This is a genomic window from Limimaricola sp. G21655-S1, assembly GCF_027213785.1.
GTDB lineage: Bacteria > Pseudomonadota > Alphaproteobacteria > Rhodobacterales > Rhodobacteraceae > Limimaricola.
The window spans coordinates 80,038-92,505 of record NZ_JAPWGO010000014.1 but is presented as its reverse complement, the minus strand read 5'-3'; the positions used below and the strand labels follow the sequence as shown (position 1 = coordinate 92,505).

Here is a 12,468-nt window from a genome sequence, read left to right as displayed (position 1 = left end):
CGCCCGCCGGATCAACCGGCGGTGTTGGGCGTCTTGTCCTCGCCCTGATCGCGGCTGGTCAGGATCTCGTCGATCAGGCCCCAGTCGCGCGCCTCCTCGGGCGACATGAAGTTGTCGCGCTCGAGCGCCGCCTCGACCTTTTCCAACGGCTGGCCGGTATGGTGGACGTAGATCTCGTTGAGCCGGTTCTTGAGCTTCTGGGTCTCGGCGGCGTGGATCATGATGTCCGTGGCCTGGCCCTGATAGCCGCCCGAGGGCTGGTGCACCATGACGCGGGAGTTGGGCAGCGAGAAGCGCATGCCCTTCTCGCCCGCGGTCAGCAGCAGCGAACCCATCGAGGCAGCCTGGCCGATCACGAGTGTCGAGACCTTGGGCCGGATGTACTGCATGGTGTCGTAGATCGACAGGCCGGAGGTGACGACACCGCCGGGGCTGTTGATGTACATCGAGATTTCTTTCTTCGGGTTCTCGGCCTCGAGGTGCAGAAGCTGCGCGACGATGAGCTGGCTCATGCCGTCATGCACCGGGCCATTGACGAAGATCACGCGCTCTTTCAGCAGGCGCGAGAAGATGTCGTAGGCGCGCTCGCCGCGGCTGGTCTGCTCGACCACCATCGGGACGAGGTTCATGTAGGTCTCAACGGGATCGTGCATCTGCTCTGCCTTTTCGGGAACGCTTGCGTCTCGTGCGGATCTTGTCCTTCGAGAGTCTTAGTGGTCTGCCCGGGGGGTTTCAACTGCACCCCGGCGCGAGCGCCGGGTCAGCGGGCGCGGCATCGGGCCTTGGACCGGTGAAAGAAGGCTGGAGATCGAGGCGGGGGACCGGGTCGCCTGCCGTACCCAAGCAGTACGGGCGCGACAGGCGACACCGGGTGACCGTCCGGCAGCGAAACGGCCATGGTGCTCCCCACCTTCCATCAGTCGTCTCCGCCCGTAAGCAGGAAGATCAGGAACGCAACCACCACCAGACCCGCAAGGGCGGCCACCATCGTTGCGATGGTCATGGCGTCCTCCTGGTCGTGTCGGGGCCAACGCGGAGTGCGGCCGGCGGTTCCGCCGCGCCGCGGCGCGGCGCGGCTCAGACCATCGCCTCCGGGATCCCTGGCAGGTTGCGCCCGAGCCGCCAGGCGGGGCGCAGCGGATAAGGCAGGAGCAGCCCCTCGCGCAGCTCCGGCACGCGGGCGCTGTCGGCCCGCACCATGCCGCGCCACCGCGCCACGAGTTCGCGGCCGCTTTCGCCCGGTCGCTGCGGCCCGGCCTCGCCCATCCAGTGACGCATGCAGGCGTCGCGCAACGGCTCCACCGCCGCCCTGCCCGCAAGCCGCACCCCGGCCTCGGTGTCCCAATGCATCGAGCGGCCGTTCAAATTGGCCGAGGACACCAGCGCGTCGACATCATCGGCGATCGCGATCTTGGCGTGGACATAGATGATCGGCGCACGCCACATGCGGGCCCGTGGTCCGACGTCCTTCTGGCCGGCGCGGCGCGGCGCGGCCGGTGACAGGATCAGGGCCCGATCCCCGAAGGCGCGGCGGATCTTGCCGATGCAGCGCGCCTGCAGGTAATCGCCGTAGCGCGCATCAATCCGCGCGCGGGCAAAGGCTGCATCCTCCGGCGCGGCCGGAAGCACCATGATAAGGCCGAGATCGGGGTTGGCCCGCGCCGCACGGACAAGGGACCGGGCGATGTCCCGGTCCCGCATGAACTGGGTTTCGACATAGATCAGGTCGCGCCCCCCGGCGAAAAGGTCGCGATGCGCGTCGAACAGCTCCTCGACCTGCCGCTTGGGCGACATGCGCAGGACCGAGGGGGTACGATGCGCCGAGAGCGTGCGCAGGATCCGGCCCGCAGGCTCTGGCGTGGCGCCCGCGTTGATCCGCAGATAGCTGTCGAGATGCCGATGCGCATCGGCCACGGCCTCGCCGCCCATCAACAGTTGGACGTCGTGCCAGGTTTCCTGCGCGGGCCGGTCATGGCGCGGCGTGTCGAAACGACGATCGTCGAGATCGAGACCGCCGATATACAGCCATTTGTCGTCGAAGACCGCGAGCTTCTGGTGATGGGTCGCGAGATAGAGTTCCGGGATCGGCCAGGGCTTGGCCACGAGCCGGCCCCGGCGTTCGGTGATGTGATCCCTCAACCCGGGCCGCAGCTGCAGCATTTCGGCGCGGTCCTCGGGCGGCAGCCCACTCAGCTGGCAGGCCGTGCGATGCAGCTCGCGCCAGGTCTTGTACCACAACAGAGCGCGCGGCACCGCGCCGACCCGCGCCGGATGCATCGCCGGTCGCAGCACCAGCCGCTCAGGATGGCCCGAGGCCTCCCCCGCTGCGATGAGGCCGCGGATCGAATCCCATGTCATCGCGTGCATCGAGGTGACGGCGATCGGGTCGAAATCGGTGATCGCGATCTCGACCCGCAGCCCCTCGCGCAGCTTGTGGGCGATGAGGTCGAACCAGATTTCGCCGACCTTGCGGGCCGACACGGAATGCAGCTGGGTAAACGGGTCGAAGACGCGAAACGACATGCGCACCCGGTCGCGCGCCTCTAGGAAGCAGCGCTCGAACACCGGGTAGGCCTGTTCGGCGGTGATCAGGGGCAGCGGGATATCCGGGTCGTCGGGCAGCTCCGGATCGGGGAGCGCTGCACGGGCCCAACGGGCATGGGAGGGGTCGTTCTCGCCGCGATCTGTATCGGTGCGACCTGTGCCGCGCCGCTCGCGCAACGGAAAGCCCAACTCCTCATCCATGGCATCCAGCCTTAATAGTCCTGCGGATCATACTGCATTTCGCGCACCGGAAACCCGGTCGACAGGCGATATATACCTGCCTCGTGCAAGGTCTCGCTAGGTCCGCCGAGCTGCGCCGCGAAGGCCTGGATGAGGTTCATCCCCAAGCCCTGCGCCCGCGCTCCCTTGGAGGCCGTCTTCTGGTCGGGCATGGCGCTGGGCGCGGAGTTGGAAATCTCCAGCCGCACGGTCCCGCCGTTTTCACGCCGCAGCGACACCGAGACCCAAGTCGTGCCTTCGGCGTCCGGCGTGGCGTTGGCCATGGCGTTGGCGAGCGCCTCGGAGGTCAGAAGCGACAGCGGCACCGCCTGATCCGGCAACAGTTCCAGATCCTCGAGGTCCAGCCGAGTGGTCATCTCGGGACGTGCGCCGGAGGCGCCGGATTGCTGCGCGACGATCTCGCGCAGCAGCCGCGCCGCGTTGACCCGGCCGACATCCTCGCTCTCATAGAGGGTCCGGTGGATCGTGGCGAGGCCCAGCACCCTGTCCTGCAGGCGGCTCAGGATCTCGCGCGTGGCAGGATCCTGGGTCCGACGCATCTGCATCGACATGATCGAGGAGATGAGCTGCAGGTTGTTCTTGACGCGATGGTGTACCTCCTTGAGCAGGATCCCGCGTTCGCGCAGCTGGTCCTCGAGCCGGGCTTCGTCCTGCAGGATGTTGCCGGCCATCTGCACGAATTCGCCCTCGATCTCGCGCAGCTCGCGCGACATGTCACCCGCCGTTCCCTGCGGCGGCAGCTGCCGGTTGGCACCGAAGCGGCGCATCGAGCGGCCCAGCCGACGCACATGGCGGATCACCAGCCGATGGATCGCGTAATAGGCCACCAGAAGGCTGGCCGCCCACATCAGGATCGGGAAGAGGTTCGTCAGCCAGGGCGTGGCGAAGCCTTCCGCGGCAGGCCAGATACCGAGCGCGAAGACCGCGCCCGTCACCAGCGGCGTCACCGCGTAGACCAGTCGTTCGCCGGAGGGCGCGCGGGCGGCGGAGGCAGTGGCGCGCAAGCCGGTCTGTTCGCTGAGATCGAACCCTTCCGGCAGCAGATCCTCGAGCGGTTTCCCGGCGTTCTGCACCGTCAGCACTTCGCCCAGCTCGTTATAGGTGACGAGCTGGATCGGTTTGCGGTCGGGCGAAACCGAGCTGACCGGTGACGCGATGCGACGCTGCGGGATCGCGAGCTGGACATAGCCCTTGAACCCGTTCCCGGTCTCGATCGGGCTGGCGACGTTGATCACCGGCTCGTCGGCGATCTCGGTGCGCTGGTTCAGCGTCACGATGGAGTTCGGCGAGACCGACATCTGTTCCCAGATGCGGGTTTCGCGCATGTCGAGCGGCGCGTCGAGCGACGAGCAGCGCATGATGCCATCGGCATCGACCAGGCCGATCATCGCGTAGAGACGGCGCCCCTCGATGTAGCGGTCGAGATAGCTCGAACAGCTCTCGGCATCGTCGAGCTCGTCGATGACGACGCCCAAAGCCTCGGCCACGCCGAAGGCGCGCTCGATGGTCTGTTCCACCGGCGCGCCCGCCTGCGCCGTGAGCGCGAGCAGTGACAATTCGGACCGCCGCAGCGTTTCGCGCTGGAACTCGGCGGTCTGATAGATAGCGATAAGCCCGATCGGCATCAGCGCGATGGTCAGGAAAGCGACCACCCGCAGCACCAGCCCATGCGCGCTGAACCAGCCGCCGGCCTGCGCCGCCCGGTTCCGCTCGCCCGTCGTTTCGGTCACAAGTGAGGCCCACCATGGGCCGCAAGAACGGCCATCGTTGCCTCATCCGTCATTCCCAGCCCGTCCTCGTCTTCGAGCTCCAGCAGCTCGGCGAGACGGACGCGCGCCCGGTTGGCACGGCTCTTGATGGTGCCGATCGCCACGCCGCACATGCCGGCCGCTTCCTCGTAGGAAAAGCCCGACGCTCCGACGAGCGCCAGCGCCTCGCGCTGTTCGTCCGGCAGCTGCGCAAAGGCCCGCAGGAAATCGTTCATCTGCAGGCGGCCGTCATGCGCGGGCTTTTCGGCCAGCGACGCGGTGAACACCCCGTCGACATCCGCCACCTCGCGCTGTGCCTTGCGACGACCCGAGTAGAAGGTGTTGCGCAAAATGGTAAACAGCCAGGCCCGCAGATTGGTGCCGGGTTTGAACTTGTCGAAATTGGTCCACGCCTTGACCACCGTGTCCTGCACGAGGTCGTCGGCTTGGGCCCCATTGCGCGTCAGCGACAGCGCGAAGGCCCTCATGGCCGGGAGGTGCCCGACCAGCTCGTCTCTCGGATCTTGATGGCTCATTCTAGCCCCTGCCCACCTTGCCTGCATCCGCCGTTTCCCTGTCCGGCGTGATCTGGTCGGCGTCGGACGATGCGGCAGCCGCATCCTCACCGGCCTTCAGCCGCGCCAGCAGATCGGTGAACCGGTCTGGCAAAGCCTCGTCGGTGAGCTGCTGGAAGGCGCGCTTCAAATGGGCGTCGATGTCTCCACGCGCGCTCCCCTGGTCCCTCTGTGTCATTCCCGCTTATACCCTCGTCATTGTCCGCAGCCTCGCTTAGCATGACCGCATCATGGAACCACAATGCAAGCGGCCGCGTTCGGTTCCAGAAAAAATGAATTTGGGGACTCTCAGCCGATGACGACAACCACCACCGCACCCGACCTCGCCACGGTGATCGGGCACGAGCTGCCCTATCTGCGCCGCTACGCGCGGGCGCTGACAGGAAGCCAGAACAGCGGTGATACCTACGCCGCGGCCACCCTTGAGGCGATCCTCGAGGACCGCTCCGTCTTTGACACGGACGCCTCGCCCCGCACGGCGCTGTTCCGCGTCTTCCACATGATCTGGATCAGCTCCGGCGCGCCCGTCTCGGGCGACGAGAGCGGTCTGGCCGCCGCCGCACAGGCGCATCTGTCGAAGCTGACCCCGAACACCCGCGAGGCGCTGCTGCTCAACACGATCGAGGATTTCTCGACCTCCGAGATCGCCGAGATCATGCAGACCGATCAGGAGGAAGTCGAGCATCTGGTCAAGATCGCCCGCCAGGAGATGGAAGACAGCATCTCGGGCCGCATCCTCGTGATCGAGGACGAGGCGATCATCGCCATGGATCTGCAGTCCATCGTCTCCGACATGGGTCACGCCATCACCGGCGTCGCACGCACCCGCGACGACGCGGTCAAGCTGGCCCAGCAGGAAAAGCCCGATCTGGTGCTGGCCGATATCCAGCTGGCCGACAACTCCTCGGGCATCGACGCGGTGCGCGACATCCTCGAAGCGCATGGCAGCCTCCCGGTGATCTTCATCACCGCCTTCCCCGAGCGGCTGCTCACCGGCGAACGCCCCGAGCCTGCCTTCCTGATCTCGAAGCCCTATGGCGAGGAGCAGGTCCGCTCGGCGGTCAGCCAGGCGATGTTCTTCTCCTCGACCGGCCCGCTGCACGGCTGAGGCCTAATGGATCGTTCCGGCTCCCGCTTGGGAGCCGGAACTCCTCGAACGCTGCCCGATGTGATTGGTAGCGTCTGATAAAAGCGACAAGGTCATGTCGCACTGTATTCAAGCCACACGGATCTCACGCCCCCCTTGATGGGCTCTGCATTTTTTCTCGTGCAGGCGGGATCAGGCCTAACCAGCACTCAGCTTCTGGAAGTCGAGCTGAGGTCATGCCAGCACCCAACAGCAATCGTGCAGACGCTCAGGCAAAATTACTGATAAGCCCTCAGCCGATTTCGCTCGGCCCGATATCCGGACGTATCTCGGCTGGCGCCTCCTCGGATCTGGCAATCCGGGCCCAGACGACGTTGATCGCGGCCCCGAACAGCACCAGCCATGCCGAGATGAACAGCCACATCAGCAGCGCCACCACGGCTCCGATCGAGCCGTAGACCTCATTGTAATTGCCGAAGTTCGACAAGTAGTAGGAGAACCCGGCAGAGGCGGCGAGCCAGAACAGGATCACCAGAAAGGCCCCCGGCGTAACCCAGCCGCCACGGGCGCCGCGCATGTTCGGCCCGAAACGATAGACCACGCCCAGCCCGGCCAGCACCACGCCGAAGGCCGCGATCCAGCGGATGGCCTCGAGCACCCAACCGGTACGGCTGCCCAGCGGCAGCACCGTCAGGAGGATCGGTGCGATCACCACCACCAGCATCGCCAGCACGGCGATCGCGATCAGCGACAGCGTCAGAAGGATCGCCACGAAAATCTGCCGCACGCCGTTTCGGTTGGGCCGCCCGTAAATCTGGTTGAGCCCGAGGATCAGCGAAGCGACGCCGTTGCGGGCCGAGAACAATGCCACCAAGGTCGAAAGGAGCGTCGCGAAGCCGAGCGTTTCGGGCCGGGTCGACACCATCAGCGTCAACTGCTCGCGCAGGAGCCCATAGGCCTCCACGGGGATGATCTCGCGCATCATCTCAAGCTGTGTCTCGAGCACCGCCGGATCCGCCAGCAGGCTGAAGATCGCGATGAGCGCGGCAATGGCGGGAAAGATCGCGAAAATCGAGTAGAAGGCGACTCCTGCCGCGATCAGGCCGAGCTGTACCTCGCTCGACAGGGTCCAGAGCCCGACCAGCAACCGCCAGAACCGTCGCGGAGTCAGACGCGGGCCGTACCTTCCTCGAGACATGCGCGCTCCACTCCACATGAGCGGATAGTCGCTCAACGGCAAGATTGCATGTCGATCGCAGGTTGTGAAGGCTTCGGAGAGAGGGGGGTGGCCGGCGGGGGATCTTCCCCGAGGGAATGATCAGGAAGGTCCGCCGCCGGCCTTTGGGGAATGAGAGAGGCGAGGGAACGGCGCCTCTTCATCCATCAAACCTGCGACGCCGGAGTTGGTTCCCGAAAAAAGCCGGCGTCCGATCGTTTAGTTGCCGGGACTCGCTAGCGGCTTTTGCAATGCGGCCAGATAGGTCCGCGTCCACCAGCCGATATCGGCCTCGCGAATGCTCTGCATCAGGCTCAGATGCCGCGCCTGCCGCTCATGGAGCGGCATCGAGAGCGCCTGTTCGATGGCGCGCGCGGTTTCGCCCGGATCGTAGGGGTTCACCATCAGCGCCGCCTCCATCTGCTCGGCGGCACCGGCGAAATGCGACAGGATCAGGACGCCCGGATCGGCCCCGTCCTGCGCCGCCACGAATTCCTTGGCCACGAGGTTCATCCCGTCGGCCAAGGGCGTCACCAGACAGGCATCGGCCCGGCGATAGAGCCCGGCGAGGATCTCGCGACCGATGTTGCGGCGGATGTAGCGGATCGGCGTCCAGTCGAGTTCGGCCATCTCGCCATTGACCCGGCCGGTGATGGTTTCAAGCTCCTGACGGATCTCGCGATAGGCTTCGACATCCTCTCGCGAAGGCGGCGCGATCTGCAGCAGCGTGGCACGGATCTGCGGATCGGGCCGATGCGACAGGTATTCACCGAAGGCTGCGAAGCGCTGCGGCAGCCCCTTGGAATAGTCGAGCCGGTCGACCCCCAGCACCAGCCGCTCGCCCGGCGACAGCCGCAGGTGCTCGCCCGCATCGGCATTCTCCTCGGCAGCCTGGATGAAGCCGTCGACATCGATGCCGATCGGGAAACTGGCCACCTCGAAGCGTCGGTCGCCCATCTTGAGCCTGCCATTCAGCAGGATCTCGGCACCGCTGTCGCGCAGGAAATCGAGCGCGTTCGACACGTCGCGCCGGGTCTGCAGCCCGATCAGGTCGAAGGCGGAGAGCCAGCCCGGCATCAACTTGCGCTCGGAAAGTGCCGGAAGATCGGAGGGATTGGGGAACGGGATGTGCAGGAAGAACCCGATACGGTTGCGCACCCCGCGCCGACGCAATGCCTCGGCGAGCGGCAGGAAGTGATAGTCATGCACCCAGATCGCGTCGCCGGGCTGCACCACCTCGGCGATCAGCCCCGCCACGCGCTCGTTCACCTCCCTGTAGATCCGCGCCTGATCGGGATCGACCGCGAGCAGGTCGGTGCGGTGATGGAACAGCGGCCAGAGCGTGGCATTGGCATAGCCGAGATAGAAGCCCTGATGCTCCTCCTCGGTCAGATCGAAGCTGTAGCGCTCATAGGGGGTCTCGGCGATGCGGGTCAGCCCCTTCGCCGTTTCCTCCGCATCGACACGCTTGCCCGAATTGCCGATCCACACGCCGCCGCGCTCCTTGAGCGCGTCGTGCAGCGCCACGACGAGACCGCCCGAAGGGGCGGCCTCCGTGGGGATGCGGTTCGAAACGACGATGAGACGGCCTTCGGACATGGTTATGCCCCGACCCAGCGCCGCAGCGTCCTCCGCGCGGCCTCCGGATCGCCAAGCCGGCAACCGGCGGCGGTTTCGCCCTCGCCCACCTTGACGGCGATGCCGCCCTGCTCGGCCACCCAGTGCAGCGCCGGCTCGTCGGTGACGTCGTCGCCGAAGAAGATCGGCATCGTGCCCTTGAAGCCCTCGCCCTCCATCATGCGGCGCATCGAGACGTCCTTGCCGATCCCGGCGGGACGCAGCTCGTAGGCCATCTTGGAGTGATGCAGGTCGAAACCGTCATGAGTTTCCGACAGCGCCCGCAGAAATGCGTAGGCCTGCGCCGCGAGATCCTCGTTCTGGCGGAAATGCAGCACCACGCCAGTGGGCTTGCGCTCGCAGATCAGCCCCGGATGCGTCGCGGCGAAGGCGGTGGTCATCTCGCCCAGATACCTGACCGTCTCGGGGTCGGCCAACTCGTGGTTGCGGATCTCGCCGCCGACCCGCTCCTGCGCCCCGTGGCCGCCGATGATCGGGCCATCGAACCCCTTGAGATACTGGGTCACATCCTCGATCGCGCGGCCGGTGATGATCACGACGCGGCCCTGCGTCTTCTCCGACAGGCCGCGCAGCAGATCCTCCAGACCCTCGTCGACATGGATCGCGTCGGGGCGGTCCGCCAGTTCGACCAGGGTACCGTCGAAGTCGAGAAACAGGGTCGATCGATCCAGCTTCGGCTCGGGCACCCCGTCGACGGTGTGCTCGCTCTGGTGCTCCCCGTGAAATCCGATCATCTCGTAGTACATTCCCTGTCTCCAATTCGAGGGCTCGCGGCCCGTGGCCACCCGGAATCCGGACATCCGGATGGCTTCCGTTTTCAACCCCAGCGCGCCTGCGCGGGTTCCCGCCATCCCGTCATCCACGGCATGCCGTTGCGGCAGGCCATACTCCATTTGTCGGAGATGGGCGGGCGGTTTACAAGCGCCCCATTGGGTCTGATCCAGCTGGGGCTCGGAGCCTGATGCCCGCCTCAGCCGGTACTGACCCCCGAATGGGTGTTGAGCAGGAACTGCGCGAAGATCGGTGCGCAGGCGGCGCCGAGACCGCGCGCATTGCCACCCACCGCGCCCGCCTCGATCCGTGGCGGGATCAAGCCGCGCAGATCGACCCGGTCGAGCCCCGCCCTGACCCGTTCCACCAAGGATGCGCGCACCTGCTCGGGAAAGCCGCCATCGATCAGCACCGCCTCGAAGTCGATGACCGCGCAGACCGTGGCGGCGGCGCGCGCCAGCTCCTCGCCCGCCTCGTCGAGCCATGGCTCGATCACGTCGCTCATGCCGGACCAGTCCTGCGGCAGGCTCCACAGCCGCGCCGGGTCGTGGCCGGCCGCCTCGAGCCGCCGCTCGAGCATGTGCAACGAGGCCGTGTCGATAAGCTGCGCCGGCCGACCGGCGGCGTCGCGCGTCGGCAACGACCCCATGGCCCCGGCATTGCCGCGCGCGCCCTCGAACACCGAATGGTTCAGCACCACGCCGCCGCCGATGAAGGAGCCCACGAAGAAATAGGCGTAGTCGCGAAACGCCCGCCCCCTTCCATAGACATGCTCGGCGCGGCAGGCGGCGGTGGTGTCGTTGTCGACGAAGACGGGCAAGGCCGAGAACCGGCCGATCTCGGCGGCGAAATCGAAGTCGCGCCAGCCGTCGAGCGCCGCTGGCGGCGCGCCGACCGTCTCCTGCCAGATCCAGAGCTCATGCGGTCGGGCGACGCCGATCCCGGCGACCCGGTCGCGCAGCCGCGTCGGCAGCCGTGCCAACAGATCCTCGATGCCCGCTTCGAGAAACCGCATGATGCCGGCGGGATCGGGATAGCGGTAGGTGTCGTGCAGTTGGCCACGTGGCTGGCCCAGCAAGTCGACGATCAGCAGATCGGCGCTGCGACGCCCGATCTTGAGCCCGATCGAGAAGGCCCCGTCCGGATCGAGCCCCACGGGGACGCGCGGCTTGCCGACGCGCCCACGCTGCGGCGCGCCACGCAACACCATGCCATCCTCATCGAGACGGCGCAGGATCACCGAAACGGTCTGGGGAGAGAGGCCTGAAAGCCGCGCCAGATCGCTGCCCGGCAGCGGCCCGTGCCGCTGCATCAGCGACAGAAGCAGCCGCTCGTTATGGTCGCGCAATCCACGCTGGTTGGCACCGCCCGCGAGGCTGCGCACCTCGGAACTCTCCATCCGAATTCCTCCCTGCGAACAAGATGACTTCGGCCGGTTTAATAAATCAAGATGATTTATTTATTGACCAGCTTCGGGAATCGTCATTACCGTTGAGGCAATCCCGGATGTTGAGGAGCGTCCGGGGTCACATCTGGGAGGATATTGACGATGAAACGACTTTTCGCGGGTACCGCGCTCGCCTTGATCGCTGCAGGTGCGGCGCAGGCCGAAAGCCACATGCAGGACGTCTCGGCCTGCCTGATCACCAAGACCGACACCAACCCGTTCTTCGTGAAGATGCGCGAGGGCGCGCAGCAGGCCGCCGACGAGCTGGGCATCACGCTCAACTCCTACGCCGGCAATGTCGATGGCGACCATGAAACCCAGGTCGACGCGATCGAGACCTGCATCGCCAACGGTGCCTCGGGCATCCTGATCACCGCCTCCGACACCTCCGCCATCGTCTCGGCCGTGCAGCAGGCCCGCGACGCGGGCCTCTTGGTGATCGCGCTCGACACGCCGCTCAGCCCGATCGACGCCGCCGACGCCACCTTCGCCACCGACAACTTCCTCGCGGGCGAACTGATCGGCAAATGGGCCGCCGCCAAGCTGGGCGAAGAGGCCGCGAACGCCAAGATCGCGATGCTCGACCTCGGCGTCAGCCAGCCCTCGGTCGACGTGCTGCGCGATCAGGGCTTCCTGACCGGCTTCGGCATCGACACCAAGGATCCGAACAAATGGGGCGACGAGGACGACCCGCGCATCGTCGGCAACGACGTGACCGCCGGCAACGAGGAAGGCGGCCGCACGGCGATGGAGAACCTTCTCGCCAAGGACCCCGAGATCAACGTCGTCTACACCATCAACGAGCCCGCCGCCGCGGGGGCCTACGAGGCGCTCAAGGCGATCGGCCGCGAGAACGACGTGCTGATCGTTTCGGTCGATGGCGGCTGCCCCGGTGTCCAGAACGTCGCCGACGGCATCATCGGCGCGACCTCGCAGCAATACCCGCTCGAGATGGCCAGGCTCGGCGTCGAGGCGATCGCCCAATATGCCGAGGACGGCACACTGCCCGAGAACACCGAAGGCAAGGACTTCTACGATACCGGCGTGAAGCTCGTCACCGACGAGCCAGTCGAGGGCGTCGAGTCGATCTCGGTCGAGGAAGGTCAGGAACTCTGCTGGGGCTGAGCCCCGCCGGGATCATTCCATCCTGCGCGTCTTCGGGCGGCGCAGGATGTCCCTGACGGGGCGGGCCCCGCGCCCGC

Annotated in this window: 11 protein-coding genes; 2 read left to right on the top strand and 9 right to left on the bottom strand. The window is 66.4% G+C overall.

Annotation, left to right across the window (positions count from 1 at the left end; all coding sequences use genetic code 11):
• Positions 1–11: 11 nt before the first annotated feature.
• The 5 genes from O4G76_RS14235 to O4G76_RS14215 all read right to left on the bottom strand — a co-directional run bounded on the left by O4G76_RS14235 (position 12) and on the right by O4G76_RS14215 (position 5,285).
• Positions 12–653, bottom strand: coding sequence for an ATP-dependent Clp protease proteolytic subunit (locus O4G76_RS14235; RefSeq protein ID WP_085894854.1), 642 nt, complete (start codon positions 651–653; stop codon positions 12–14).
• A gap of 424 nt (positions 654–1,077) precedes the next feature.
• On the bottom strand, positions 1,078–2,745 hold the full coding sequence (locus tag O4G76_RS14230) for a phospholipase D-like domain-containing protein (protein ID WP_269397938.1): 1,668 nt from the start codon (positions 2,743–2,745) through the stop codon (positions 1,078–1,080).
• Between the two features lie 11 nt (positions 2,746–2,756).
• Complete coding sequence (locus O4G76_RS22045) at positions 2,757–4,514, bottom strand: sensor histidine kinase (protein WP_269397937.1); 1,758 nt, start codon at positions 4,512–4,514, stop codon at positions 2,757–2,759.
• The gene (locus O4G76_RS14220; protein ID WP_085894851.1) at positions 4,511–5,068 is read right to left on the bottom strand and encodes an RNA polymerase sigma factor; all 558 of its coding nucleotides are present in this window, start codon (positions 5,066–5,068) and stop codon (positions 4,511–4,513) included. The genes O4G76_RS22045 and O4G76_RS14220 overlap by 4 nt, the downstream gene beginning before the upstream one ends.
• A gap of 1 nt (position 5,069) precedes the next feature.
• Positions 5,070–5,285 (bottom strand): NepR family anti-sigma factor, encoded by a 216-nt coding sequence (locus O4G76_RS14215; protein WP_269397936.1) that lies wholly within the window; start codon positions 5,283–5,285, stop codon positions 5,070–5,072.
• 117 nt (positions 5,286–5,402) lie between these two features.
• On the opposite strand from O4G76_RS14215, the gene O4G76_RS14210 reads away from it, so the two are divergent.
• On the top strand, positions 5,403–6,215 hold the full coding sequence (locus O4G76_RS14210; RefSeq protein ID WP_085894849.1) for a response regulator: 813 nt from the start codon (positions 5,403–5,405) through the stop codon (positions 6,213–6,215).
• A gap of 271 nt (positions 6,216–6,486) precedes the next feature.
• On the opposite strand, the gene O4G76_RS14205 is transcribed toward O4G76_RS14210, so the two are convergent.
• From O4G76_RS14205 to O4G76_RS14190, 4 genes are all read right to left on the bottom strand, one after another.
• A complete protein-coding gene (locus O4G76_RS14205; RefSeq protein ID WP_269397935.1) occupies positions 6,487–7,392 on the bottom strand; it encodes a YihY/virulence factor BrkB family protein in 906 nt (301 codons plus the stop codon).
• 237 nt (positions 7,393–7,629) lie between these two features.
• Positions 7,630–9,009, bottom strand: a complete 1,380-nt coding sequence (locus O4G76_RS14200) for a trehalose-6-phosphate synthase (RefSeq protein ID WP_269397934.1) — start codon at positions 9,007–9,009, stop codon at positions 7,630–7,632.
• 2 nt (positions 9,010–9,011) lie between these two features.
• Positions 9,012–9,782: a trehalose-phosphatase gene (gene otsB, locus O4G76_RS14195; RefSeq protein WP_269397933.1), complete on the bottom strand. Its 771-nt coding sequence runs from the start codon at positions 9,780–9,782 to the stop codon at positions 9,012–9,014.
• A gap of 236 nt (positions 9,783–10,018) precedes the next feature.
• On the bottom strand, positions 10,019–11,218 hold the full coding sequence (locus O4G76_RS14190) for an ROK family transcriptional regulator (RefSeq protein WP_269397932.1): 1,200 nt from the start codon (positions 11,216–11,218) through the stop codon (positions 10,019–10,021).
• Between the two features lie 150 nt (positions 11,219–11,368).
• Here O4G76_RS14190 and O4G76_RS14185 point away from each other — a divergent pair, with 150 nt between their 5' ends.
• A complete protein-coding gene (locus O4G76_RS14185; RefSeq protein WP_085894844.1) occupies positions 11,369–12,391 on the top strand; it encodes a sugar ABC transporter substrate-binding protein in 1,023 nt (340 codons plus the stop codon).
• Positions 12,392–12,468: the final 77 nt, after the last annotated feature.